The organism is Staphylococcus sp. HL28, assembly GCF_021117155.1.
GTDB classification, from domain to species: Bacteria; Bacillota; Bacilli; order Staphylococcales; family Staphylococcaceae; genus Staphylococcus; species Staphylococcus warneri.
In genome coordinates this window covers 1,098,173-1,124,544 of the sequence record NZ_CP088218.1, presented here as the reverse complement: position 1 = coordinate 1,124,544, position 26,372 = coordinate 1,098,173, and the positions used below count along the sequence as shown (strand labels likewise).

The following is a 26,372-nucleotide window of genomic DNA, read 5'->3' as shown; positions in this document are numbered from 1 at the left end:
CACTTGGAGGAATGACTTATGCATTATTATCAACCCCTTTTACTTACACCTGGACCAACCCCAGTTCCAGATGAAATTATGTCTCAAATTCAATTACCTATGGTAGGTCATCGTTCTTCAGATTTTGAAACCATTGCTGAAGATGCATACAGTGGCTTAAAACCAATATTCGGTGCTCAAAATGATGTCTTAATATTAACATCGAGTGGCACAAGTGTATTAGAAGCAAGTATGTTAAACATTGCTAACCCTGATGATCATATTGTCATTATTGTTTCAGGCGCTTTTGGTAATCGTTTCAAACAAATAGCTGAAACATATTATAAAAATGTCCATATCTATGATGTTACTTGGGGCGAATCCGTTGACACTAATTCTTTCTTAGATTTTCTTAAAAGTTTAAATGTCAAAGTCACTGCTATTTTCACACAATTTTGTGAAACTTCAACTGGTGTATTACACCCTGTTCATGAACTTGGACTGACAATTAAATCTTATGATTCAGAGATCTATTTTGTAGTCGATGGCGTGAGTTGTATTGGTGCTGTTGATGTCGACTTGGTCAAAGACCATATCGACGTTTTGGTGTCAGGTAGTCAAAAAGCAATAATGTTACCACCAGGTTTAGCTTTTGTCGCTTATAACAACAGAGCAAAATCAAGATTTAAGGAAGTGACTACACCAAGATTTTATCTTGATTTAAACAAATATGTAGATGCATCGACGAAACACTCTACGCCTTTTACACCTAATGTATCGTTATTTAGAGGGGTAAATGCTTACGTCGATTTAGTAAAACATGAAGGTTTGAACCATGTCATTCAGCGTCATTATATGATTCGTGACGCACTACGTGTTGCACTTAAAGCACTTGACCTAAAATTATTAGTTAAAGATGATGTAGCTTCCCCCACTGTTACAGCATTTATTCCAAATTCCAAAGATGAATTGGCATTGATTAAAAATCAACTTAAATCTAGATTTAATATTACTATTGCTGGTGGTCAAGGACACCTTAAAGGTGAAATACTTAGAATTGGGCATATGGGAAAAGTCTCACCATTCGATATTCTATCCGTTGTTTCTGCATTAGAACTTATTCTTACTGAATATAGAAACGTAAATTATATTGGTAAAGGTGTAACAAAATTTATGGAGGTAATTCAGCATGAGTCATAAAATTTTAGTTTCTGATCCAATTTCAGATGAAGGTATTAAAAGCTTATTAGAACATCCTGATTTTGACGTCGATATTTATACTGATTTAACTGATGAAACATTAATTAAAATAATCCCGCAATATGATGGATTAATAGTGAGAAGCCAAACGCAAGTCACAGATCAACTCATTACAGCTGCATCAAATTTAAAGGTAATTGCTAGAGCAGGTGTCGGTGTCGATAATATTAATATAGAGGCTGCAACATTAAAAGGCATTCTTGTCATCAATGCACCTGATGGCAATACTATCTCAGCAACTGAACACTCCATTGCAATGATTTTGGCTATGGCTCGTAATATACCACAAGCACATCAATCTCTTAAATCTGGAAAATGGGATAGAAAAACATTCCGTGGTACAGAATTATATAAGAAAACATTAGGTATTATAGGTGCTGGTCGTATTGGGTTAGGCGTCGCAAAACGTGCACAAAGTTTTGGAATGCAAATATTAGCCTTCGACCCCTATTTAACAGAAGATAAGGCCAAATCATTAGATATTCAACTAGCTACTGTAGAAGAGATTGCCTCAAAGTCAGATTTTGTAACCGTTCATACGCCATTAACCCCTAAAACAAAAGGTATTGTTGGCGAAAACTTCTTTAATCATGCTAAACCTAATTTACAAATTATTAATGTTGCACGTGGTGGCATTATTGATGAAGGTGCACTTATCAATGCTTTAGATCAATCTCAAATTTCAAGAGCTGCCATAGATGTATTTGAGCATGAGCCGCCTACAGATTCACCATTAATTAAACATGATAAAATTATAGTGACACCGCACTTAGGTGCATCTACTGTTGAAGCGCAAGAAAAAGTAGCTGTCTCTGTTTCAAATGAAATTATTGATATTTTAACAAAAGGTACAGTTGAACATGCGGTCAACGCCCCTAAAATGGACATGAGTGAGGTTGACCAAAACGTTAAAGACTACTTATCATTAGCCACTACAATTGGGGAATTTGGTATTCAACTCTTAGAAGGAGCGCCTAGTGAAGTAACGATTACTTACGGTGGAGATGTAGCAAAAATAGATACAAGTCTCATCTCAAGAACTATAGTAACGCATATTTTGAAAGAAGATTTTGCAGATGAAGTCAATATTATCAATGCTTTAGCTTTATTAAATCAGCAAGATGTAACCTATCATATTGAAAAAAATAAAAACGAATCAGGTTTTAGTAACTATATAGAATTGTCATTATCAAATGATAAAGACACAATTAAAATCGGTGGTACGGTTTTATCAGGTTTTGGCCCTAGAATTGTTAGAATCAATAATTTTTCATTGGATTTCAAACCTAATCAATATCAAATTGTTACTTGTCACAATGACCAACCAGGCATAGTTGGTAAAACAGGCAATTTATTAGGAGATAAAGGTATTAATATTGGTTCAATGACATTAGGTAGAACGAATGAAGGCGGCCAGGCACTAATGATATTATCTATTGACCAACCAGCCTCACAAACGCTAGTTACTGAACTTAACAATGCGATTCCATTTAATAAGATTATAAGCACTAAATTAACACTGTAACATCATGAAAGCTACAAAATATATGAGTGATATCAATCCATCATCCATCTCTTATATATTCTGTAGCTTTATTATTATAATAATATGTCTCTTATATTTCCAACATGCTTAACAATATAATCGGCATCGTTATTTTCTAATTCTGTCTTGGCATGTTCACCTTTTAATCCAGTTAATGTACCTATAAATGTAGCGCCAATTTTCTTCGCACTTAATAAATCTGCAAGTGAATCACCTACAATAAATACTTCTCCTTTTTTAACTATCTTATTTTGATCCGTTATATATTTGAAGTAATCCTCTTCCTTATTTCCATTTAACGTTGCTATATAACTGAATGGATTCGGCTTCCCTAAAGGTTTGTATTCAGGAAACATAGTTTCGGCTTTTAATACTTCACTTGCTGTTACAATATTCATTTCGTCAAAATATGATAGTAAATTCAGTGATTCAAATGGCACGACTGTTTCCGTTCTTGGTCTACCTGTAGCAATTGCAATTTGATAGCCACTATCTTTCAAATCATTTAATAGATGTTGAATTTCTTTAATAGGACGTAATAAAATTTCTTGATGAATAAAACCACTTTTATTTTCTTTGTATGGTTCAAAACCTTCAACATCTTTAAACAATGCTGAGCCTAAATACCATTCTTGGTATATAGATTGTGTTAAATGCCAAAGTGGACTTTTAACATCAAAGAATGAAACTTTATTAGTATTTAATTCCTTTCTCGCATAATCTTGTAAACGACTGAAAATATTAGACTTCCCGCTCTCCACATGTTCTAAAAATTTAAGTGGCAATTGGTAATCAATCTGGCCATCGAACTTTATCGATTGGCCTATTTGTTGCAATAGATTACCACTAACCTGTTGACGCTGAAGTATCTTTTCAACTTCGTGATATGATAATTCTTTTAATATTTGAATAAAATGTAAACTAAATACAATATATAGCATATCCCAATTTGAGTTTAAACCAAGCGACTTCAACTTTTTTAAAACTTCATCGCTGACAAATATATTCGATCTAATTCGAGCAATATCTGCATTTTCAAGTAGACTTAAATCTATATCAGGTTTTAAACCTAAATACATTTGATCCATAAGTAACTCATAGACTGTTAAAGCTGATACATCAAAGCAACGTTCTTCACTTAAAAACACACCATCCACATCAAACAATACTGATTTCATCTACAAACTCCCTTTCAGAAAATTCTGATACTATATAATATACATGTTGAAAATAAATAGAGCAAATTCATCTTTTGAATTTGCCCTACTTTATTAAAAAATATTATGATTCCATTTGTTTTTCTATTTCGTCTGCAACTTGTTGCACATGAGTACCAATGATGACTTGAGTAGAATGTTTACCACTCTTCGTCACTCCTACAGCACCTGCGTTTTTAATTTTTTGTTCATCGATGATAGCATTGTCTTCAAGCTCTAATCTGAGTCTTGTCGCACAATTTGTCAAAGTTGTAATATTTTGAGCGCCACCCAAACCATCAAGAATTTGTGCCGCTGATTTACTATATTTACTTCCACTACTTTGTTTAGTATCAGCATTTTCTTTTTCAATAGCATCCTCATCAGTTGGATCGACTAATTCATTGTCACCTCGTCCAATTGTATTTAAATTAAAGACCTGTATTACAAATCTAAAGATGACATAATATAAAATGAAGAATACAACACCCTGAACTAATAACATTAAAGGATGATTGGCTACAGGATTAATTAGAGATAGGATATAATCAATGAGTCCTGCACTAAATGAAAAGCCTGCTGTCCAGTGGAAAGTAGCAGCAATAAATAATGATAATCCAGTTAACAATGCATGAATAACATATAATATAGGTGCAACAAACATAAATGCAAATTCAATTGGTTCTGTAACGCCTACGAAGAAGGCAGCAATCGCACTTCCTAAGAACCAACCATATACTTGCTTTTGTTGAGATGTTTTAGCTGTATGATACATAGCTAGTGCTGCAGCAGGCATACCAAACATCATAATTGGGAAGAACCCTGCTTGATAACGACCAGTAATACCATGTACAGCATCTTTACCTGTTTGGAACTTACCAATATCATTGATTCCAATTGTATCAAACCAAAATACTGTGTTTAATGCATGATGTAAACCCGTTGGAATTAATAAACGGTTGGCAACACCATAAATAAATGCACCAAATGGTCCCATACCTACAATCCAAGTACCAAATGTCACAATAGCATTATAAACAACTGGCCATACAAATAATAAAATAACTGCTATAAATGTACAGAAAAATGCGGTTAGTATAGGTACTAGACGTTTACCACTAAAAAATGATAATGCTAATGGTAATTCTGTCTCACTAAATCGATTATAAGTATACGCTGCAACAAGGCCAATAATGATACCTACAAATACATTGCCGTTATCCATCTTATCAAATGCTTCACCTAATGAAGATGGCTTAACATGCAATATTGGTGCTAATTTATCTGGTGATAACACTTTGGTTACTACGAAGAATCCTAATGCTGCAGCTAATGCGACTGCGCCATCATTCTTCTTAGCCATACCTATTGCAACACCTATAGCAAATAATATACCTAGTTGCTCAAGAATAGTAGTACCTACTGCAACAAAGAATTGAGCCACTTGAGGTAAGGCATGTAAAGCATTTAGTGCGTTACCAATACCAACAATAATAGCCGCAGCTGGTAATACAGCAACTGGTAACATGAGTGAACGACCTAAATTCTGAAAAAATTTAAACATGTAACAATCCCCCTTTATTTTTGTTGAATGATTAAATAACAATTTTTAACTTCTCATCTTTATCATCCAATTGGTAAATTTATATGTATGAAAAATGATGTAAATCACTGTCATATCAACTTATATCCTTACATATTGTATCAGAATCAATAGATAATTAAAATTGCATTTTCATGCTAATTATGAACTTTTCAAGTTTTTTGTTTTTCCAAATTTGATAATTAACACATGTATTAAAACTCGAATTGAAATAAAAGTAATTATGATATTTTATACTAATCTATTTATAACAAATTAAGCAAAATATGTTATACACAACTTTTTGATTTTTTGATAAAATGAGGCCAATCAATAAGGAGGTTGAGCTATATGAAAAAGATTTTAGTATTAATTTCAATTTTAAGTGTATTATTAGTAGCATGTTCAAGTAGCCCTACTAAAAAGGCTGAAGGTAAATGGCAAAATGAGAATGGTGATATAATCACTATTAAAGGTGAATCCCTTAAAGTCACAACTGACGGCGATACTGCAGAAGGGTCAATAAAAGATGATAAGGACCATAAAGGCCTTGCAAAAATTAATTTGGGCGGTTCAACTGGTTATTTAAAAGTTGGTAAAAAGGCGATTTATGCGTTAGAAAAACCGGATGAAAAACCCGATGATAGTGAGAGAAAATTCGAGAAAATCAAACAATAAAATTAATGCCCGTAAAAATCAAATCATGATTTTTACGGGCGTTATATATAATTATTATTTTACTTTTTTTGCTTTGACAACTTCTTCATCAGAACCAGCCTTTAACTTTAATTCTAATGTATCATCTTCTAGCTTATAGTCCATTTTCATTGGATGATTTCCATAATATACAGTTATGATTTGATCATCTTTATTAATTTTACCATGCAAGACGCCTTTTTCATTTTCATTAGAAACCTCAACCTTATCGTTTTTCTTAATTTCTATCGTCCCACCGTTGTCTTTCACCTTATATTTACCATAGATTTGATTACTACAAGCTGTTAATAAAAATAGCATCGTAAGTGTAACTGCTATTAATTTCTTCATATTGTTAGCACCTTTCAGTTTACAATTCAGTGAAATTCTTTTTCTACTATAAAAATTAAATTACTCCTTTTTCAATTCAATTTTTTCATCATCTTTATCTGGATTAATTAATATGAGTTTATCCCCTTTAACTTTATAATCAAATTTCATGGTTTCACCCTGAACATCAAATGACATTGTTTTTTTATCTTTATCAATTCGCCCTTCAACATTTCCATCATTCTTTTCTACACCGAACATTCCACCGTCATTTTCTAGTGATTTTAGATGTAAAGTTGCACGATCACTATCTTTACTTGCTTTAATGCTCATCTCATCATTTTTATATGTACCATCTACTTCACTACCGCATGCTGCTAACAAAATAAGCATGCCTAAACATAATACAATTATTCTTTTCATTTAAAATGTCCCCCTAAAATTTAAAATGTTTTGTACATCATAACAATGATGGCGGACACATATTGTCTATTTACTTATACATTAAAAAACATATTAAAAAGGTTGGATATGATTCAAAATATTTCATTGAATCCCTATCCAACCTTAATGTTTAATTATAAATTTTTAGCTAATTCATTTAATTCTTTTTGCAATGCTGTTGTTTGACGTTCGATTTCTTTTGTTAAATAATCTACTTTTTCATTTCTTTTTAAGTCTTTTGGTAAATTACTTGTATCAATAGGTTCACCAAACTTTATCAAAGCTTGCCCAGTTACGAGTCCATGTAATTTTTTCGGACCTACATATGCTGCAGGTAATATAGGTGCTTTACCTAACATGGCTATTGTTGCCGCACCACGTTTTAATGGTGCACCTTCTGCAGATGTTCTATGACCAGTTGGGAATATACCAACTGTTTTGTTTTCTTTTAATAATTTAATCGGTCTTTTTAATGTACTTGGCCCTGGATTTTCTCTATCAACCGGAAATGCATTTAATGCAGTTAAAAATTTACCGCCCCATTTATTACTAAACAATTCTTTTTTAGCCATATAATGGATTTGGTTTGGATAAATAGCCATACCTAACATAATCACTTCGTTATAACTTTCATGCGTACAAGTCACAACATATTGATTGTCTTTTGGTACATTTTCTTTACCAATAACAAATAAAGATTTACCTAACTTCACTAAAATAAAATACAAGATACTACTAATCACTCTATACATAGTTACACCTACTCTTATTGTTTTCTATTTAACATTTAGATTTTATCATTTACATACTTGTTGAACAAGATAAGCATGAAATAAGTCTAAAGTCTGATTGCAGAAAACTAGCGTTTTTGTGAAAAAAATTACATAATTATATTGTGAGAATAATTAAATTGGAGGTCAAATATGTCAGATTATACACAAATGAATCAATCCATTGATTCTAACAATCAGCCATCTCGATATAATAAACCTAAGTTTCCATGGTTTAAAACTATACTCGTTGCATTAATTGCAGGTATCATAGGTGCATTACTTGTATTGGGTATTGGCAAACTACTAGATCATACTATTTTCAATCAAAATGGTGCCACTGTTAATGAAGCTTCTAATAGTAAAGGTGGTAACCAATTGGACGGTAAAAGTGATAAATATAGTTCAGTTCATGAGATGATTAAAGATGTATCACCAGCAATTGTCGGTGTTATAAATATGCAAAAGTCAACGAACCTGGATGATCTATTGAATGGTAAGACATCTAAGCCGGAAGAAGCAGGTATTGGGTCAGGTGTTATCTATCAAATAAGTGATGGTTCAGCATATATCGTTACCAATAATCACGTTATCGATGGTGCTTCTGAGATTAAGGTTCAGTTACACAATTCTAAACAAGTTAAAGCAAAATTAGTTGGTAAAGACGCAGTCACTGATATTGCTGTATTAAAAATTAATAATACTAAAGGTATCAAAGCTATAGACTTTGCTAATTCATCTAAAGTCCAGACAGGTGATAGCGTATTTGCTATGGGTAACCCTCTAGGCCTAGAATTTGCTAATTCAGTTACTTCAGGTATTATTTCAGCAAATGAACGTACTATTGATGCAAATACCACTGGTGGAAATACAAAAGTGAATGTCCTTCAAACTGATGCAGCAATTAATCCTGGTAACTCTGGTGGTGCCTTAGTAGATATCAACGGTAATCTGGTTGGGATAAACTCTATGAAAATAGCCTCTGAACAAGTTGAAGGAATTGGATTCGCTATACCAAGTAACGAGGTCAAAGTTACCATTGAACAATTAGTTAAACACGGTAAAATTGAACGTCCTTCTATAGGTATCGGCTTAATTAATTTAAGCGATATTCCAGATTCATATAAAAAAGAATTAAATACGGATAATCAATCAGGTGTTTATGTAGCCAAAGTTGATCACGATAGTGACTTGAAAAAAGGAGATATTATTACTAAGGTAGACGGAAAATCAGTAAAAGAAGACACAGATTTACGAACATACCTATATGAAAATAAGAAACCAGGTGAACATGTTAAGTTGACGATTATTCGAGATGGTAAAACTGAAACAATTGATGTAAAACTAAAGAAACAAGTTCAGTCAACTAGCCAGTCTTCTTCAGAAAAACAAGGCCAATTTGCAGAATAAATAACAGGTATGGATGAAATTAGTTTTCATCCATACCTGTTTTATTTTTACCTAAGTAATAAGTTGGAATTAAAATAAGTATAATCGCAACCATTGAAACTAGAAAACCTTCATGAAAGCCCACAATTGAATGACTCATTTCATGATGACTATGTCTCATGGATAAATTAGAAGCTACAACGGTTGCTATGATTGCAGTACCAAAACTTGCGCCGATATTTTCAATCATGTTAATTCCTACCCCAGCTTCAGATAACTGATTCTGAGAAACACCCTTATAGGCATCGGCCATTAAACCTAAATTGATGCCACCAACACTACATCCACGAATAAACAAAATGAACGACAACCATACAATAGATGATTCATTATTAACAAACATCAATGGAATTGTACCAAGAATAGCAATCACGATACTAATAGATATAACCTTTTTTGCCCCTATTCGATCAATATATGTTCCGATATATGGTCGTGTAATTAACATACCTATACCTTGAGGAATTAGCGCTAGTGCTGCACCAACAGCGGAGTAACCTTTAAATTCTTGAAAGTATAAAGGTAGAATAACCATCGGCCCCATAATACCTACATTTGCTAATAATAATCCTGTCATTGAAGCTGAATACGTTTTACTTTTAAATAAATTTAAAGGTAGTACCGTATCAAAATGGCGTTGTTTGTTATAAAAAATATAAACAACAATAGCAGCCACTCCAATTAATATGAATGTCATTACTTTACTATCTATAAATGAACCTATAGTCCCAGCTTGACTTATACCATATATTAATGTAGCACTCGTAATGCTTAATAAAAGGATTCCCCATATATCTAATTTTTTATGTTTATCAAATGGTTTGAATGATGGTACATATTTCATCATTAGCGGTACAGAAACGAGTGAAACGACTATGTTAATAAAAAACATCCAACGCCATGATGCAAAATGAATAATAAATCCACCTAATGTTGGTCCAAGTATTGGTCCAAAAATCATAGGTGTACTGACTATAGCCATAACCTTCCCTATATGATCTTGTCCAGCAGTCTTTACAAGTAAGGTAAACATAAGTGATGTAATAACACCTGCACTAAATCCTTGAAAGATTCTAAACAAAATAAATATACCCACTGACTGACTGATACCTACAAATAATGAAGTAATACCGAAAACCATCATAGCTATAATAAAAGTATATTTACTATTAAAATGATTCATTAACCACCCAGAAAAAGGAATAGCTATAGCAAGTGCTAAAATATATCCTGTAATACCCCATTGAACGATATCTATATTAGTATGAAATGTTTGATTAAGCTGTTGAATACCAATATTAATCATAGTTGAATCTAGCATAGGAGCAATGGCTCCAATCGCAATTGCCCATGCCGCATTCATTGTTTCTTTTGGTATTTGATGTTGTGTAGTTTGCTTTGACATATAACGTCTCCTTTTTGTTTCTTCGTCAACAAACTTACACCTTTTTAGTTTCCTTGTCAACAAAATTCCGATAAAAAAGAAGTGGGACAGAAATAATAAAGAACCACTAATCATTTATGATGTAGTGGTTCTTACGCATTAGCCACAGCTAATGTGAGCTATAAAATAGGAATACATGAGTGAAACTCATGCATAAGAAATACTAATTTCTAAAGAAAAAGTATTTCTTTATCGTTGTCCATCCCCAACTTGCATTGTTTGTAGATTTTCTTTTCGAAATTCTCTATGTTTGGGGACCGTCCCCCCGCAAGGTTGACTAGAAATGAATGTAACTTGAAATATATATTAATGTCCCAGTCTTTAGCCGAAATATCATACTTAATGTTGTAGTCTTTTATTTTTAATTTCTTTATCCAAATGTTGATTATACTTTTCTATAAAATGTTGAATACTTTCAAACTCTTGTTGTGTTAAACTTTCAAAAACATCTTGATCTCGCGCATCAAATTTTGCATGAAGTTGTTGATGTGTGTGATAAACTTGTTGGCCTTTAGGCGTAAGTCGAAAATAAATTTCTTTTTTATTATGCTCACTTTGATAACTTTCAATTAACTTTTTAGATTGTAATCGTTTTGTTAATTTACTAATTGCACCTCTAGTCATAAATAGCTGCTCCGTTAAACTTCTAACGTTTGGATTGTCTAATTCATGTATCGCTTCAATGCAATGCACTTCACTAGACTTATAATCCTTTAATGCCTCTTGCATTTCACTTTTATTTAGCCATGCTATTTTATTAAACACGTTACGTAATCCTGTCATGATGACTTCTTCTTTATTCACGCTTTACCTCCTAGACACAACATATTGCAACTACTATTTATAGTTAACCATGAAGTATTTCTTTTTACCTCTACGAATAATCGTAAATGCACCTTCGATTTTATCTTCATCAGTTAATGCATAATTAACATCTTGTTGACGTTCACCATTAATATAAATCGCACCATTATTAACATCTTCACGAGCTTGACGTTTAGATGATCCAATCCCTGTTTCAATCAATGCATCAATAATATTAGTTGTATCCTTAGATAATTCAACTTGAGGTACGTCTTTAAAACCTTCTTTTAATTCTTTTGCTGATAAAGATTTTAAATCACCGCTAAATAATGCTTGTGAAATTCTAATCGCATCATTTAAGGCGTCTTCACCATGGATAAAGCGTGTCACATTTTCAGCTAAAGCTTTTTGAGCTTCACGTTTGTGAGGTGCTGCTTCTTTAGACTGTTCTAACTGATCGATTTCTTCTTTACTCAAGAATGTAAAGTATTTTAAGAACTTGATGACATCTTCATCTGATTGATTAATCCAGAATTGATAAAATTCGTATGGGCTTGTTTTATCAGCATCTAGCCAAACAGCACCTGATTCTGATTTACCAAATTTCTTACCATCCGATTTTGTTACTAAAGGAATTGTTAATCCATAAGCTTCAGTTTGACCATACATACGTCTCATCAATTCGATACCGCTTGTAATGTTACCCCATTGGTCTGAACCACCGACTTGAATTTTACAATTTAATTCACGATTCAAGTGTCCGAAATCGATAGCCTGTAAAATAGTATACGTAAATTCAGTATATGAAATACCATGTTCTAAACGAGTTTGAATAGAATCTTTACCTAACATGTAATTGACACCGACATGCTTACCATAATCACGTAAAAAACTAATTAATGAAATTTGACCTAACCAGTCTTTATTATTTACTAAAACTGCTCCTTTATCGGTACCAAATTCAAATAATTTATGCATTTGATTACTAATACCTTGGACATTAGCTTCTACTTGTTCTTCTGTTTGTAACACACGTTCTTCTGATTTACCTGATGGATCTCCAATCATACCTGTACCGCCACCGATTAGAACAATTGGACGATGTCCGTGTTCTTGGAAACGTCTTAATGTTAAGAACGGAAGTAGATGACCAATATGTAAACTATCTGCTGTTGGGTCTGCACCACAATATAGCGTTACTTGCTCTTTATTTAATAATTCCTCTATTCCCGCTTCATCTGTTTGCTGATAAATCAGGCCACGCCACTTTAAATCTTCAATTAATGCATTTGTCATATTTCTCTTCCTCCTATATATCTGTATTTTTCATAAGTTTAGATGAACGTAAAACTTAGAATTAAAGACCGATTCTAAATATTTGAACAACTATTTAAGTATGATTTATAGATTTATTTAATCAACAAAAAAGCACCCTTACATCTTATTTACATGTAAGGGCGCAATTGCACGGTACCACCATACTTGAATTAAAGGTATATTTAGATTTAATCATAAAATCCATATACACTCTCTTTTCTCTTTACTAATGATACGTTCATTAATCAAACGTCAGACTGTTATATAAGGTGTATTCACTAGATAGATCATGTTAGTTCTCAGCAACCACTAACTCTCTTGAAATCTCTAAAAAGCTACTTGTCCTTCATCTGAAACTTATGTATTTGCCATTAATTATAGTTAACATTATTTTAAAAGTCAACTTTACGACTATGTTATAATAAGTCTAAATAAAGGAGGTTTGCTATGGATAATATGATGAAACAACAACAACAAGATAAAATGTTTCGATTTGAAAAGAAATATAAGCAACTCAAACATATCATCGTTTCTATTTTTTTAATTGGTTTGATGTTTACGATTATTATCCTGTTAGCAGCCGTCATATACTTTCATCAATTGACCAAAGAAGCTTCATCGATAAGTGATAACGCACTTAAACATAAGGTGATTCACTTTGCTGGAGATGACCTAATTAATTATAAAAATAATGACATTTTAGATGAATATGATCATTCTTTAAATTCATTAATAGTTGGTCCAAAACATGTTAGTCCAGAGGTCATTAAAGCATTAACCTCTTCAGAAGATACTTTATTCTTTCAACATAATGGTATTTTACCTAAGGCTATTATTCGAGCAATGTTTCAAGATATAATGCAAAATGAGCAAAGTTCAGGTGGGAGCACGATAACGCAGCAATTGATTAAAAACCAAGTACTTTCTAATGAAAAAACTTATAGTCGAAAAGCTAATGAAATTATTTTGGCGCAAAGACTTGAACGTATATTATCTAAAAAAGAAATTATTTATACGTATTTAAATATTGTACCTTTTGGTAGAGATTATAACGGTGCCAATATAACAGGTATCTCCTCTGCTTCCTATAGTTTATTTGGAATTCCACCTAAAGATTTAAATATTGCACAATCAGCTTATTTAATCGGCTTATTACAAAGCCCTTATGGTTATACACCCTATGATGAAAATGGTGATTTAAAACCAAATCATCAAATAGACTATAGTATTCAAAGACAACATTACGTACTAAAACGTATGTTAGTAGAAGAAAAAATATCTAAAAATGAATATAAAGAAGCATTAAAATATCGTATTAAATCACATTTACTTACAAAACCTAATAAAAATGCGAGTTAAATAACAAAACCCGGTAATGATCATTACATTACCGGGTTTCTTAAGTATATTTAGAATAAACCTACCGCATGTCCATCATCTGTAACATCCATATTTAATGCAGCTGGTTTTTTAGGTAAGCCAGGCATTGTCATAATTGCACCTGTTAATGCAACAATAAATCCTGCACCTGTTTTCGCTTCTAATTCACGAATTGTAATTTCAAAATCACTAGGTGCTCCTAAAGCTGTTTGATCATCACTAAATGAGTATTGCGTTTTAGCCATACAGATTGGATAATGATCCCACCCATTGTCTTTAAATTGTTTTAATTGTTTTTGAGCTTTACTTGAGAATGTTACTTTTGAACCACCGTAGATTTCTTTAACGATTGTTTCAATTTTATCTTCTAAAGGTTGATTCAATTCGTAAAGTGGTTTGAAGTTTTGAGGTTGATCAATTACTTCTAATACTTCGTTAGCAAGATCAACGCCACCTTTACCACCTTTTTCCCAAACTTCGGTCAATGCGATTCTTACGCCATTTTCTTTAGCCCATGATTTAACAAATTCAATTTCTGCATCTGTATCATGGATAAATGCATTGATAGCTACCACTGGTTCCACACCAAACTTCTTAATATTATTTACATGACGTTCTAAGTTAACGATACCTGCTTTAACAGCATCTACATTCTCTTCTTTTAAATTATCTTTCGCAACGCCACCATGCATTTTTAAAGCACGTACAGTTGCTACTACAACAACAGCTGATGGTTCGAAACCTGCTTCACGTGCTTTGATATCCATGAATTTCTCAGCACCTAAATCAGAACCAAATCCTGCTTCAGTAACTACAATATCAGCTAATTCACGTGCAGTTTCTGTCGCTAAAATAGAGTTACATCCATGTGCGATATTAGCGAATGGTCCACCGTGTACAAGTGCAGGTGTTCCCTCAATTGATTGTACTAAGTTAGGTTTAATTGCATCTTTTAAAATCATCGCTAAAGCACCTTCAACTTTTAAATCAGCAACAGTCACAGGCTTACGATCACGTGTATAACCAATTGTGATTTTACTAATTTTTTCTCTTAAGTCTTTAATGCTTCGGCTAAGACATAAAATAGCCATAATTTCAGATGCGACTGTAATATTAAAGCCGTCTTCACGTGGTACTCCATTTGTTGGACCACCTAGTCCAACATTAACATGACGTAAAGCTCGATCATTCATATCTAATACACGTTTCCATTCAATGCGACGTTGATCGATACCTAATTCATTACCTTGATGTAAGTGGTTATCAATAAATGCTGATAATGCATTATTCGCTGTAGTAATCGCATGGAAGTCACCATTAAAGTGTAAATTGATATCTTCCATTGGTAATACTTGTGCGTATCCACCACCAGTAGCGCCACCTTTGATACCAAATGTTGGTCCTAATGCTGGCTCACGTAATGCTACCATGACTTTCTTTTTTAATTCATGAAATGCATCTGATAGACCAACTGTAACTGTCGATTTACCTTCTCCAGCTGGTGTTGGACTCATTGCTGTTACTAATACAACTTTACCCTTATTATCTTTAGGTTTTATTTGGTTAATATCAATTTTAGCCTTGTAATGTCCATATTGCTCTAAGGCTTCTGATGGAATCCCTGCCTCTTTAGCTATTTCACTAATAGGTCTAATTTTTGATTGATTCGCAATTTCTAAATCTGATAAATGTGCCAACTTATTTCAACCCCTTGTAAATAATATAAATAGAAAAATAAGTGTAAGAATGTTTGATATGTAATGACTCTCATTCTCTTACAACTTTAATAATAACCGACTCAATCAATGATGTCGAATATTTGATAGCGTTTACATTACTATTATTAGAAATATTCAAAAAATATGATTGAGTCTAGAAAAACTAAACTCAATCATATTTATCTTAATCGTTAATGTATGGAAATAGTTATTTTGCTAACACTACTTAGTCAATCATCTAATCTTCCATTGTACTTAAGTCACCAGCATCTAAATCTAATTCCCAAGCTTTTAATACACGGCGCATAATTTTACCAGAGCGTGTTTTAGGTAATTTGTCTTTAAATTCAATTTCGCGAGGTGCTGAATGTGCTGATAATCCTTCTTTAACAAATTGTTTAATACTTTGTTTTAATTCATCTGATGGTTCATAACCTTCTCTTAAAGCTACAAACGCTTTAATGATTTCACCTCGTACTGGATCAGGTTTACCGATAACACCTGCTTCAGCTACTGCCTCATGTTCTACTAATTTTGATTCTACTTCGAATGGGCCGACACGTTCACCAGCAGTCATAATGACATCATCAACTCTACCTTGGAACCAGTAGTAACCATCTTCATCTTTATAAGCAGAGTCTCCTGAAACATACCAATCACCAATAAAATATGAATCATATTTTTCTGGATTTTTCCAGATTGCATGCATCATTGAAGGCCACCCTTTTTTAATGGCTAGATTACCCATACGATTTGGAGGTAACTCATTACCTTCATCATCAACAATTGCCGCTTCAATACCTGGTAATGGTTTACCCATTGATCCTAATTTAATATCCATTGCTGGATAGTTCACAATCATGTGTCCGCCTGTTTCTGTCATCCACCAAGTATCTAACACACGTTTATGGAATACATCTTTAGACCATTTAATTACTTCAGGATTTAACGGTTCACCAACAGATAAAATTGAACGTAGTGAAGATAAATCATATTTATCTACGACATCGTCACCGGCACTCATTAACATTCTTAAGGCAGTTGGCGCAGTATACCACACTGTCACTTTAAAGTCTTGAATCATTTTATACCACTGTTCAGGAGAGAAACGTCCGCCAACAATACAATTTGTCACACCATTTAACCAAGGTGCAAAAACACCATATGACGTACCAGTTACCCAACCAGGATCTGCTGTACACCAATATACATCATCATCTTGTAAGTCTAGGACGTATTTACCTGAAATGTAATGTACCAACATTGCTTTTTGGACATGTAATACACCTTTAGGTTGTCCTGTAGAACCAGATGTATAATGTAAGATGAGACCATCATCTTCATTTAACCATTCAATATCGAAATCTTCGCTTGCTTCTTTAAAAGAATGGTTAAAATCTACATAGCCTTCTTCAACATCATCATCGACAACAACAATTTTTTCTAAATGTGGTAATTTATCTTTTGGGATTCTAGGCAACAATGCTTTATTTGTAATGATTACTTTTGCTTCACTATTTTCTAAACGATCTGTAACAGCTTTTTCCATAAATGCTTCAAATAATGGTCCAACGATTGCACCAATTTTCAAAATTCCTAAGAAAGCGAAATACAATTCTGGCGTTCTTGACATAAAGATAAATACTCTATCCCCTTTTTTAACATCAGCTTCATTTTTTAATACATTTGCTGCCTTATTTGAGTATTTTTTCATATCTTCAAACGTATAAGATTCATGACGTCGCTCGTCTTTATAATTGAGCGCTATTTTGTCTCCCTTACCCTCATCAACATGTCTATCGATACATTCGTATGCCATATTGATTTTTCCTGTTTTACTCCAAGAAAAGGCTTGTTCAACATTCTTCCAATCAAAATCTTTGTATGTTTGCTCATAATCTTGCATGTTATAATTTCCAGGTTCGCTTTGATAAACTTCAACTTTCATAAGAAAATCCCCCCTTCAACTTTATGTAATCGCTTTCTTTAAAATGAATTATACATATAATTGTCACATTATTCAAAACATTTATTTATTAATCACAACATTTTTGTTATATTACAAGAAAATAAGTATAATTATAGTAAGGATTTGAGGCAATTTGATGAGGATGTGAAAAAAATGAAACACATTAAAACTTATGTTACTGATAATATTGAAATTGATAATGTCAAATACAAAATTGAAGGCCCTGTTTCACACTCTTTTTTGAAAACGCTTACTTTTGATGAAGGACTTAATGCATTTCGTTCTTCTAAAGAACAATTTGAAGCATTGTTAGAAATTACTACATTGCCAGAAGGTAGAGTATATATTATACGACTAGAGCAACATATTATCGGTTACGTCACCTATCATTATCCAGATGAACTTGAAAGATGGTCTACTGGTCATCTCCCTTATTTATTAGAACTCGGTGCAATTGAATTAAGTAAATCATATCGCCATCTACATCTAGGTGGTCGATTAATTCAACTTAGTCTTTCTGGAGATGAATTTGAAGACTTTATTGTACTTACTACTGAATATTATTGGCATTGGGATTTGAAGTATGCACAATTAGACGTATTCGAATATAAACGGTTGATGCAGAAGTTAATGCAAAAAGGTGGTCTAGAAGTATTTGCAACTGATGACCCTGAAATTACCAGTCACCCGGCTAATTGTTTAATGGCCAGAATTGGTAAACGTATCACTTTAGATCAACAACATGCATTTGATGATATTAGATTTCAAAATCGCTTCTTTTATTAGTTGTTTGAAAGGGATGATCTTATGAGCACTAAAAATAAAACAGGTTATGTTTATTCAGATGATATTTTAAAATATAGATTTAATAACGAGCATCCTTTCAATCAAATGCGTTTAAAATTAACGACTGAGTTGTTGTTAGATGCACAATTTTTAACAAAAGAAAATATATTAGAACCAAGAATTGCAACTGATGATGAAATTGGGTTGATTCATAAATATGATTATATACAAGCCATCAAACATGCATCTCATGGTATTTTAAGTGCTGAAGAAGCTAAAAAATATGGCTTTAATGAAGATACAGTACCTTTTAGACACATGCATCAACATTGTGCGCGAATTGTAGGTGGCGCGCTTAATTTAGCTGATAAAATTATGGATGGTACCTATACAAATGGTTGCCATTTAGGTGGAGGCTTACATCATGCCTTAGCGGGTCGAGCAAATGGCTTTTGTATTTATAACGATGTTGCAATTACTGCCCAATATTTAGTTAATCACTATAATCAACGCGTTATGATTATAGATACAGATGCACACCATGGAGATGGAACGCAATGGAGTTTTTATACTAGTAATGAAGTTTTAACTTACTCTATCCATGAAACAGGTAAGTTTTTATTCCCAGGATCAGGTCATTATACGGAACGTGGTGAAGATATCGGATATGGTTATACTGTGAATGTGCCTTTGGAACCCTATACGGAAGATGAATCATTTTTAGAATCTTTCAAATCAACAGTTGAACCTGTTATTGCTGCATTCAAACCCGATATTATCCTAAGTGTTAATGGTGTGGATATCCATTATAGAGACCCATTAACTCACATGAGTTGTACGTTAAGTTCACTATATCAACTACCATATATTATTAAAGATTTGGCTGAAAAGTATACAGATAATAGAATAATTATGTTTGGTGGCGGCGGCTATAATTTGTGGCGTGTTGTTCCACGTGCATGGAGCCATCTATATTTAAGTTTAATTAATGAACCGATTCAACAAGGCTACTTACCTCTTAATTGGATTAATAAATGGAAGCATTATAGCTCAGTAACACTACCTAAAAGATGGGAAGACCGTTTGAATGACTATACTTTTATTCCACGCACTGCTGAAATTTCAGAAAAAAATGCACGTATATCAAACTTAATTGCCAGTTGGTATGACCTTTCAAATTAAAACAGGCTGGGACATAAATATATATTTCAAGTTACATTCATATATAGTCAACCTTCGCGGGGGGACGGGCCCCAAACATAGAGAATTTCGAAAAGAAAATCTACAGACATTGCAAGTTGGGGATGGACAACGATAAAGAAATACTTTTTCTTTAGATATTAGTATTTCTTATGCATGAGTTTCACTCATGTATTCCTATTTTAAAGTACACATTAGCTGAGGCTAATGCGTAAGAACCACTACATCATAAATGGTTAGTGGTTCTTTATTCTTTCTGTCCCACTCTCTATAACTATAAAAAATAGCTATGATGAAATCTATCGTCATAGATTTCTTCATAGCTAATCTTAGTATGTTTATTTTAACTATTTAGTTGTTCCTCTATATTCAATTCTATGTGGTAAAATCACGTTTGGTTCATCAATTTCTTCTTCATTCATGTATTTCGTTAGTAATCTCATTCCGACAGCGCCGATGTCATATAATGGCTGAATCACACTAGATAATTGTGGTCGAACCATTTCAACTAAGCGCGTATTATTGAAACTTACAATTTGTAATTCTTCAGGTACTTTAATACCTGCATCTAATGCACCATGTAAAATACCGATAGCTTGTTCATCACTAATAGATAAAACTGCATCAGGTAAATGATCTTTAATTTTATCAAAGACTTTCATACCTTCTTTGTAGCTTTCAGCACCTGATAAATGAAGTGAATTATCTAATTGTAATTGATTTTCAGATAATACTTTATTTAAGCCTGAAAGTACATCTTCTTGTGCTTTCTTAGAATAATCCCCACCTACTAATGCAAATGACTTAGCACCTTGTTCAATAAGTTGTTGTGTTACCTCTTCAGCTGCTTTTTCAAAGTCAATATTTACAGACGCAACATGGTCATCCTTACCGTTTGTACCTGATACAACAACCGGAACTGAAGATTGATTAATAAGTTCTTTGATTTCTTCTGAAATAGTGCCACCTAAGAAAATAATACCATCAACTTGTTTGCTTAAAAGATTATTAAAAATCTCTTTTTCTTTTTCTGAATCATTATCAGAATTTGAAATTATTGAATGATATTTATACATCGTTGCAATGTCTTCTAAACCACGTGCAAGTTGAGAATAATACACATTAGAAATATCAGGGATAATTACACCTACAGTCGTTGTGCGTTTACTTGCAAGTCCACGTGCAACAGCATTAGGTCGATAGTTTAATTTTTTAATAACTTCATTTACTTTATTTCTAGTTTCTGGTTTAACATTTTGATTTCCATTAACTACACGAGAGACCGTTGCCATCGACACTCTAGCTTCTCTAGCTACATCATATATTGTTACAGTCATAGTTTCCTCCTTGAAAGCGCTTCATACGCTTTAGTATCATGTTTTCATATTATTTTCAAAGTTTACCATATTTAGAGATTCAGTGAAATAAATTTGTTTTGACGTTCACATTTCTGTCAGATTTTCAGTATCATTACTCATTTATAAAAATACTTCACTAGAAGTGATAGTAATAATGAAACCACTCAATATAGAGCCAAATTATTTTTAATAAAAACTATTATAATACCTCTTTAATGATGATATTTGTCATAATAAAGAAACCTAGAACATTTTATGTTCTAGGCTAATGTTTTATTTAAGCTTTTTATCATTATACATATCTGCTAAAGGTTTTAATTCTTTATAGAATTCATTGAATTCATTTAAATCCATTTGTTGACCTGCATCACTTAAGGCAACTGAAGGATCCGGATGAACCTCAGCCATAACACCATCAGCACCAACTGCTAATGCAGCTTTTGCTGTTGGTAACATAATATCTTTACGACCTGTACTGTGTGTTACATCAACCATTACAGGTAAGTGTGTCCCTTGTTTTAAAATAGGCACTGCAGAAATATCTAAAGTATTTCTAGTCGCTTTTTCATATGTTCTAATACCACGTTCACATAGAATGATATTTCTATTACCTTGAGAAGCAATATATTCAGCTGCATATGTGAATTCTTCTATCGTTGCTGATAATCCACGTTTTAAAAGGATTGGTTTATTAGTACGTCCTGCTTCTTTTAATAATTCAAAGTTTTGCATGTTACGTGCACCAATTTGGAAAACATCAAGATATTCGTCAGCAATTTCAAAGTCATTTGGGTTCACGATTTCACTAATAACATTTAAATTATATTTATCTTTAACATTTTTTAAAATCTTAAGTCCTTCAACACCTAAACCTTGGAAATCGTATGGAGATGTACGTGGTTTAAATGCCCCGCCACGAATGAACTTTTCACCTTTTGCTTGTAAATCTGCTGCTACAGCATCTACTTGCTCTTGTGATTCAACTGAGCATGGGCCGAATACGAAAGATTTATGTCCTTCACCGAACATGCCACCATTGTCAAAATGAACAATCGTATCTTCTGGTTTTAATTTACGAGATACGTATAAATGCTTTTCATTTTCGGATTTTTGTAAGTCTGTAGAGGCTTTAAAAATTTCTTTAAATAATTGTTTAATGACATTGTCGTTAAATGGTCCTTTATTTTTATCTAAAAGGTCATTGATCATTTCTTTTTCACGTTGTGGGTCATATACACGTGTTCCTTGCTTGATTTTTTCTTCCCCAATTTTTTGTGCTAATTCACCTCGACGGGATAGCAATTCTAAAATCTGATCGTTAAGCGAAACAATTTCTTGTCTGTACGTTTCTAATTTATTACTCATAGTTACTTCACCTCTATCATATAGTTGCACATTTATATGTATCACTTTAAAGCGATAAATTAAATGTATTTACGAATCATTCTAACAATTAACATTTTATAGTTCAAGTTCTAATTGTTAGAATTGATTAAATTTTCTAAAAATATACTCATATTCTTAATCAATATGACAACTCTTTTTTTCGAAAATAAAAAGAGCAGAACGTCATCTATCCTGTTAATGAATAAATGATGGGTTCCACTCTAAAATGATACATTTAATTTCATTGTAAAAATCAAATATTAATCAATGAGTGCTTATATTAATATCATAATATTAACTCATATTAAATACAAACTAATTAGTCATTGAATGTACGTTTTTCAATTTTACTAGTTGTTTTTTCAACCTTTTGTTGCGTTGGTTGTTGTTTACCTTGTTGCTTTTGGTTTTTATTTTGACTTGGTGTTTTTGTTGATTTTTTCGACGTTTTTGATTGAGGCTTATTTTTGTTATTTGATTTTGTTGATGGGTTATTTTGTCGTGTTACAACACCTTTGTCAAATTGTGCTTTATTCTGTTTTTTTGAAGGTTGATTTTTAGTTGTTTGACTAGTTTTACTATCTTTAATCTCATTAGATGAAGATTTAGTTACTAAGTTAGGTACTTTAGTCATTTTTGATTTTGCAATAGGTGCCTCTGCTAATAAAGCATTTGTTAATTGTGACTCTTTAGAACCTTTAGTTAACTTCGCTTGTTTATCTTTAGCTGCTGTTGCTAATCTATTAGCAAATGAGCCATCATTTGCTTTTGAAGTATTTTGATTTGTTTGACTGACTAAATTTGGCGTAGATTGTTTGTTATTTTTAGCTACATCTTGTTCTTTAGTTAATGCGTTAGTGTCTGCCAATACTTGTGAATCATTGTTCATTTTTTGTTTCTTTGTATGAGCCGCACTAGCTAATTTATCTGCATTAGATTTTTGTGATGATTGATCTTTAGTTTGGGATGGATCTGATAAAGATGATTCTTCTTTAATAGCAGATTGTGCCATTGCAATTTCTTTGTCAGATACATGCTTATTGTTATCAATATTAGATTCTGCTTGCTTATTTTTTGCATCAGCTTTTGCTTCTTGGATTTCTCTTGCTTGTGGTGATTGGTCTGCTAATGTATCATGATTAGATTCTGCTTGAATCGCATTTTGTTGTGTTGCAAGTTCTTTTGATGAAGGTGTTGCAGTTTGTTGATCATTACGCTTAGCTTCAACTTTTGCATCTTGAATTTCACGTGCTTGTGGTGATTGATCTGCTAATTGGTCATGATTTGTTTCAGATTTAATTGCATTTTGTTGTGCTGCTAATTCAGTCGCACTCGCACCAACTTCTAAATGATTATCAGCTTCTAATTTTGCTTCTTGGATTTCTCTTGCTTCTGGAGATTGGTCTGCTAAATTATGATCATTCACTTCTCTTTGAATCGCTACTTTTTGAGCTGACAATTCATCTGAAGATACACCATTATTAGATTTATTTCTAAAGTTTTCTACTCGTGTTTTAACAGTTTCAATATGTTGTTCAGCTTGTGATTTATAATTTAACGCTTTTTCACGTAATTCTTTTTCTTTTGCAATGGCTTGATCTGCTTTTTCAAAGACTTTCATCTTATAGTATAAACCTAACGCAGACCCTACAATTGCACCTGTAATAAAGCTAACTACGAAATCTTTACGTTGAGGTGTTTGATTATTTATACGAGTATGACGGCTGTATAAATCATTTCCAGTATTATTTCTTTCAAAATCATCACGATTATAGTGTTCCATGATTTATTCCTCCCTATAACAAATGCACTTAAACAAGTAACAACCTCATTTAAGTGCATTTAGTTCATTCTTATTAATTATTTATCAACACGAGTAGTGTAACTATGATCTGTATCATTTGCTACTGTGTTTGCTTTGTAATTTGCACTTCCTCGACGGTAGTGTCTATTTTGCCATTTGTCAGCAATTTCCATTGCTACATTTGACCATTGTACTACTTGAGAAATTTTATCTTCGTTTTGAGAAACATTGTGCGTAATTGAGTTAGTTACACGGTCAACTGAACCGTTTAATGTTTGAACTGAGTCACCGATACCTTTAACAGCATCTACTACAGAATTCAAACGATCAACTTTACCTTGAATGTCTTCAGTTAAACGGTTTACTTTATGAAGTAAGTCCGTAGATTCTCTTGTAATACCTTGTACTTGACCTTCAACACCATCAAGTGTTTTAGCCACGTAATCTAAATTTTTCTTAACAGAAATTAACACGACAACGATACCGATACATAAAATTAAAAACGCTATCGCAGCGATAATTCCGGCAATTGGTAAAATCCAATCCATTAAAAACGCCTCCTAAATACCTAATTATAAAATTCATTAATATTTAATACCCTTGAGAAATCATTATAAACATATTAGAAATCTTTTTTTACACCAATTTTATTTAAATACGCTTTTTGCATTTTTTGAATGTCACCAGCGCCCATAAATAAGATAACTGCATTATCAAATTTTTCTAATACATCTATACCACTTTCATCAATTAAGGCTGAACCATCAATACGGTTAATTAAATCTTGAATAGTTAATTCACCAGTATTTTCTCTTATAGAACCAAAAATTTCACATAAGAATACATGGTCAGCTGCACTTAAACTCGTTGCAAATTCTTCTAAAAATGCTTGAGTTCGTGAAAATGTATGTGGTTGGAATACTGCAATAACTTCTTTTTGTGGATATTTTTTTCGAGCTGTTTCAATTGTAGCATTAATTTCTCTTGGATGGTGAGCATAATCGTCTACTAATACTTGATTTGATACTTTTGTTTCATTAAAACGACGTTTTACACCACCAAATGTTTCTAATGCCTCTTTAATATTATCAACATTCATTTTCTCAAGATAACTAATTGTAACAACAGCTAGTGTATTTAAGATATTATGGTCTCCATATTGTGGCGAAAGGAATTGACCATAGAATTCACCATTGATGTAAACGTCAAATTGAGAACCTTGTTCTGTAATTTGAATATTTTTAGCGTATACATCATCAGTTTCATTAAATCCATAATAATAAATGGGTACATCCGCTTCTAATTTTCTAAGGTATTCATCGTCACCCCAAGCAATAATTGCTTTTTTAACATTATGCGCCATCTCTTGGAAAGCATCAAATACGTCATCAACATCTTTGAAATAGTCTGGATGGTCGAAATCAATGTTCGTCATAATTGCATAGTCAGGGTTATAGCTTAAGAAATGTCTACGGTACTCACATGCTTCAAATGCAAAATAATCACTGCCAGGTAACCCCATTCCAGTACCATCACCAATTAAAAATGATGTCTTTTTGTCGCCATTCATCACATGTGATAGTAAACCTGTTGTAGAAGTTTTACCGTGTGCACCTGTAACAGCAACAGATGTGTATTGATTAATTACATGTCCAAGAAAATCATGATATCTAATCACATCTAATTTAAGTTGATGTGCTTTAACAATTTCTTCATGACTATCAGGAAAGGCATTCCCTTGAATAATCACCATATCTTCTTTTATATTATTCGCATCGAACGGTAGAATTGTTATGCCTTTATTTCTTAGAGCAACTTCAGTGAATACATAAGTTTCTATATCTGAGCCTTGCACCTCATGTCCAAGATCATGCATAATTTGTGCTAATGAACTCATGCCGGAACCCTTAATACCGACAAAATGATAGTGTGTCATTATAAAACTCCTTACTAA

The 26,372-nt window shown here is 32.6% G+C and carries 22 protein-coding genes; 7 read left to right on the top strand and 15 right to left on the bottom strand.

Annotation, left to right across the window (positions count from 1 at the left end; all coding sequences use genetic code 11):
* Positions 1 to 18 precede the first annotated feature (18 nt).
* Positions 19 to 1,179 (top strand): pyridoxal-phosphate-dependent aminotransferase family protein, encoded by a 1,161-nt coding sequence (locus LPC11_RS05525; RefSeq protein WP_023372908.1) that lies wholly within the window; start codon positions 19 to 21, stop codon positions 1,177 to 1,179.
* Positions 1,169 to 2,764, top strand: a complete 1,596-nt coding sequence (gene serA, locus LPC11_RS05520; RefSeq protein ID WP_023372910.1) for a phosphoglycerate dehydrogenase — start codon at positions 1,169 to 1,171, stop codon at positions 2,762 to 2,764. Before LPC11_RS05525 ends, serA begins: the two co-directional genes overlap by 11 nt.
* A gap of 74 nt (positions 2,765 to 2,838) precedes the next feature.
* Here the strand turns inward: serA and LPC11_RS05515 are convergent, their stop codons facing one another.
* Together LPC11_RS05515 and nagE are read right to left on the bottom strand one after the other, a co-directional pair.
* The gene (locus LPC11_RS05515; protein ID WP_023372912.1) at positions 2,839 to 3,963 is read right to left on the bottom strand and encodes an HAD family hydrolase; all 1,125 of its coding nucleotides are present in this window, start codon (positions 3,961 to 3,963) and stop codon (positions 2,839 to 2,841) included.
* Positions 3,964 to 4,066: 103 nt separating this feature from the next.
* Positions 4,067 to 5,545 carry an N-acetylglucosamine-specific PTS transporter subunit IIBC gene (nagE, locus tag LPC11_RS05510; RefSeq protein WP_104681471.1) on the bottom strand — a complete coding sequence of 493 codons (1,479 nt, stop codon included), beginning with the start codon at positions 5,543 to 5,545 and terminating at the stop codon, positions 4,067 to 4,069.
* A gap of 369 nt (positions 5,546 to 5,914) precedes the next feature.
* Between nagE and LPC11_RS05505 the strand changes: the two genes are divergently transcribed.
* Complete coding sequence (locus LPC11_RS05505; RefSeq protein WP_023372915.1) at positions 5,915 to 6,241, top strand: DUF2147 domain-containing protein; 327 nt, start codon at positions 5,915 to 5,917, stop codon at positions 6,239 to 6,241.
* Between the two features lie 54 nt (positions 6,242 to 6,295).
* Here the strand turns inward: LPC11_RS05505 and LPC11_RS05500 are convergent, their stop codons facing one another.
* From LPC11_RS05500 to LPC11_RS05490, 3 genes are all read right to left on the bottom strand, one after another.
* The gene (locus LPC11_RS05500) at positions 6,296 to 6,610 is read right to left on the bottom strand and encodes a putative periplasmic lipoprotein (protein WP_023372917.1); all 315 of its coding nucleotides are present in this window, start codon (positions 6,608 to 6,610) and stop codon (positions 6,296 to 6,298) included.
* 60 nt (positions 6,611 to 6,670) lie between these two features.
* Positions 6,671 to 7,012, bottom strand: coding sequence for a hypothetical protein (locus LPC11_RS05495; RefSeq protein ID WP_023372919.1), 342 nt, complete (start codon positions 7,010 to 7,012; stop codon positions 6,671 to 6,673).
* Between the two features lie 155 nt (positions 7,013 to 7,167).
* Positions 7,168 to 7,785 carry a lysophospholipid acyltransferase family protein gene (locus LPC11_RS05490; protein WP_002452185.1) on the bottom strand — a complete coding sequence of 206 codons (618 nt, stop codon included), beginning with the start codon at positions 7,783 to 7,785 and terminating at the stop codon, positions 7,168 to 7,170.
* 189 nt (positions 7,786 to 7,974) lie between these two features.
* Between LPC11_RS05490 and LPC11_RS05485 the strand changes: the two genes are divergently transcribed.
* Positions 7,975 to 9,213, top strand: a complete 1,239-nt coding sequence (locus tag LPC11_RS05485; protein WP_374101326.1) for a S1C family serine protease — start codon at positions 7,975 to 7,977, stop codon at positions 9,211 to 9,213.
* A 19-nt stretch (positions 9,214 to 9,232) separates the two neighbouring features.
* On the opposite strand, the gene LPC11_RS05480 is transcribed toward LPC11_RS05485, so the two are convergent.
* From LPC11_RS05480 to tyrS, 3 genes are all read right to left on the bottom strand, one after another.
* Entirely contained in the window at positions 9,233 to 10,657 is a 1,425-nt protein-coding gene (locus tag LPC11_RS05480) for a DHA2 family efflux MFS transporter permease subunit (protein WP_331275758.1), read from the bottom strand.
* A 378-nt stretch (positions 10,658 to 11,035) separates the two neighbouring features.
* Complete coding sequence (locus LPC11_RS05475) at positions 11,036 to 11,500, bottom strand: MarR family winged helix-turn-helix transcriptional regulator (protein WP_041613592.1); 465 nt, start codon at positions 11,498 to 11,500, stop codon at positions 11,036 to 11,038.
* A 33-nt stretch (positions 11,501 to 11,533) separates the two neighbouring features.
* Complete coding sequence (tyrS, locus tag LPC11_RS05470) at positions 11,534 to 12,796, bottom strand: tyrosine--tRNA ligase (protein ID WP_023372929.1); 1,263 nt, start codon at positions 12,794 to 12,796, stop codon at positions 11,534 to 11,536.
* A 468-nt stretch (positions 12,797 to 13,264) separates the two neighbouring features.
* On the opposite strand from tyrS, the gene LPC11_RS05465 reads away from it, so the two are divergent.
* Positions 13,265 to 14,176 (top strand): transglycosylase domain-containing protein, encoded by a 912-nt coding sequence (locus tag LPC11_RS05465; RefSeq protein ID WP_023372931.1) that lies wholly within the window; start codon positions 13,265 to 13,267, stop codon positions 14,174 to 14,176.
* 50 nt (positions 14,177 to 14,226) lie between these two features.
* Here the strand turns inward: LPC11_RS05465 and LPC11_RS05460 are convergent, their stop codons facing one another.
* Both LPC11_RS05460 and acsA read right to left on the bottom strand, forming a co-directional pair.
* Positions 14,227 to 15,894, bottom strand: a complete 1,668-nt coding sequence (locus tag LPC11_RS05460; protein ID WP_023372933.1) for a formate--tetrahydrofolate ligase — start codon at positions 15,892 to 15,894, stop codon at positions 14,227 to 14,229.
* A 259-nt stretch (positions 15,895 to 16,153) separates the two neighbouring features.
* The gene (gene acsA / locus LPC11_RS05455; RefSeq protein WP_023372935.1) at positions 16,154 to 17,863 is read right to left on the bottom strand and encodes an acetate--CoA ligase; all 1,710 of its coding nucleotides are present in this window, start codon (positions 17,861 to 17,863) and stop codon (positions 16,154 to 16,156) included.
* Between the two features lie 174 nt (positions 17,864 to 18,037).
* Here acsA and LPC11_RS05450 point away from each other — a divergent pair, with 174 nt between their 5' ends.
* Both LPC11_RS05450 and LPC11_RS05445 read left to right on the top strand, forming a co-directional pair.
* The gene (locus LPC11_RS05450; RefSeq protein ID WP_023372937.1) at positions 18,038 to 18,670 is read left to right on the top strand and encodes a GNAT family N-acetyltransferase; all 633 of its coding nucleotides are present in this window, start codon (positions 18,038 to 18,040) and stop codon (positions 18,668 to 18,670) included.
* A 21-nt stretch (positions 18,671 to 18,691) separates the two neighbouring features.
* Complete coding sequence (locus LPC11_RS05445) at positions 18,692 to 19,852, top strand: acetoin utilization protein AcuC (RefSeq protein ID WP_023372939.1); 1,161 nt, start codon at positions 18,692 to 18,694, stop codon at positions 19,850 to 19,852.
* Between the two features lie 365 nt (positions 19,853 to 20,217).
* Here the strand turns inward: LPC11_RS05445 and ccpA are convergent, their stop codons facing one another.
* From ccpA to murC, 5 genes are all read right to left on the bottom strand, one after another.
* Positions 20,218 to 21,207 (bottom strand): catabolite control protein A, encoded by a 990-nt coding sequence (gene ccpA / locus LPC11_RS05440; RefSeq protein ID WP_023372941.1) that lies wholly within the window; start codon positions 21,205 to 21,207, stop codon positions 20,218 to 20,220.
* 294 nt (positions 21,208 to 21,501) lie between these two features.
* Positions 21,502 to 22,593, bottom strand: coding sequence for a bifunctional 3-deoxy-7-phosphoheptulonate synthase/chorismate mutase (locus LPC11_RS05435; RefSeq protein WP_015364895.1), 1,092 nt, complete (start codon positions 22,591 to 22,593; stop codon positions 21,502 to 21,504).
* 340 nt (positions 22,594 to 22,933) lie between these two features.
* Positions 22,934 to 24,397 carry a coiled-coil domain-containing protein gene (locus LPC11_RS05430; RefSeq protein WP_023372943.1) on the bottom strand — a complete coding sequence of 488 codons (1,464 nt, stop codon included), beginning with the start codon at positions 24,395 to 24,397 and terminating at the stop codon, positions 22,934 to 22,936.
* A gap of 77 nt (positions 24,398 to 24,474) precedes the next feature.
* A complete protein-coding gene (locus LPC11_RS05425) occupies positions 24,475 to 24,966 on the bottom strand; it encodes a DUF948 domain-containing protein (protein ID WP_023372945.1) in 492 nt (163 codons plus the stop codon).
* A 74-nt stretch (positions 24,967 to 25,040) separates the two neighbouring features.
* Entirely contained in the window at positions 25,041 to 26,354 is a 1,314-nt protein-coding gene (gene murC / locus LPC11_RS05420; protein ID WP_023372947.1) for a UDP-N-acetylmuramate--L-alanine ligase, read from the bottom strand.
* Positions 26,355 to 26,372 lie beyond the last annotated feature (18 nt).

Bases quoted from the DNA above. Each gene is read 5' to 3' on its own strand.
- tyrS (WP_023372929.1), bottom strand. From the start codon at position 12,796: ATGACAAATGCATTAATTGAAGATTTAAAGTGGCGTGGCCTGATTTAT.
- LPC11_RS05425 (WP_023372945.1), bottom strand. From the start codon at position 24,966: ATGGATTGGATTTTACCAATTGCCGGAATTATCGCTGCGATAGCGTTT.
- ccpA (WP_023372941.1), bottom strand. From the start codon at position 21,207: ATGACTGTAACAATATATGATGTAGCTAGAGAAGCTAGAGTGTCGATG.
- nagE (WP_104681471.1), bottom strand. From the start codon at position 5,545: ATGTTTAAATTTTTTCAGAATTTAGGTCGTTCACTCATGTTACCAGTT.
- LPC11_RS05450 (WP_023372937.1), top strand. From the start codon at position 18,038: ATGAAACACATTAAAACTTATGTTACTGATAATATTGAAATTGATAAT.
- murC (WP_023372947.1), bottom strand. From the start codon at position 26,354: ATGACACACTATCATTTTGTCGGTATTAAGGGTTCCGGCATGAGTTCA.
- LPC11_RS05445 (WP_023372939.1), top strand. From the start codon at position 18,692: ATGAGCACTAAAAATAAAACAGGTTATGTTTATTCAGATGATATTTTA.
- LPC11_RS05485 (WP_374101326.1), top strand. From the start codon at position 7,975: ATGAATCAATCCATTGATTCTAACAATCAGCCATCTCGATATAATAAA.
- LPC11_RS05465 (WP_023372931.1), top strand. From the start codon at position 13,265: ATGGATAATATGATGAAACAACAACAACAAGATAAAATGTTTCGATTT.
- LPC11_RS05435 (WP_015364895.1), bottom strand. From the start codon at position 22,593: ATGAGTAATAAATTAGAAACGTACAGACAAGAAATTGTTTCGCTTAAC.
- LPC11_RS05490 (WP_002452185.1), bottom strand. From the start codon at position 7,785: ATGTATAGAGTGATTAGTAGTATCTTGTATTTTATTTTAGTGAAGTTA.
- LPC11_RS05430 (WP_023372943.1), bottom strand. From the start codon at position 24,397: ATGGAACACTATAATCGTGATGATTTTGAAAGAAATAATACTGGAAAT.
- serA (WP_023372910.1), top strand. From the start codon at position 1,169: ATGAGTCATAAAATTTTAGTTTCTGATCCAATTTCAGATGAAGGTATT.
- LPC11_RS05500 (WP_023372917.1), bottom strand. From the start codon at position 6,610: ATGAAGAAATTAATAGCAGTTACACTTACGATGCTATTTTTATTAACA.
- LPC11_RS05505 (WP_023372915.1), top strand. From the start codon at position 5,915: ATGAAAAAGATTTTAGTATTAATTTCAATTTTAAGTGTATTATTAGTA.
- LPC11_RS05480 (WP_331275758.1), bottom strand. From the start codon at position 10,657: ATGTCAAAGCAAACTACACAACATCAAATACCAAAAGAAACAATGAAT.
- LPC11_RS05495 (WP_023372919.1), bottom strand. From the start codon at position 7,012: ATGAAAAGAATAATTGTATTATGTTTAGGCATGCTTATTTTGTTAGCA.
- acsA (WP_023372935.1), bottom strand. From the start codon at position 17,863: ATGAAAGTTGAAGTTTATCAAAGCGAACCTGGAAATTATAACATGCAA.
- LPC11_RS05525 (WP_023372908.1), top strand. From the start codon at position 19: ATGCATTATTATCAACCCCTTTTACTTACACCTGGACCAACCCCAGTT.
- LPC11_RS05515 (WP_023372912.1), bottom strand. From the start codon at position 3,963: ATGAAATCAGTATTGTTTGATGTGGATGGTGTGTTTTTAAGTGAAGAA.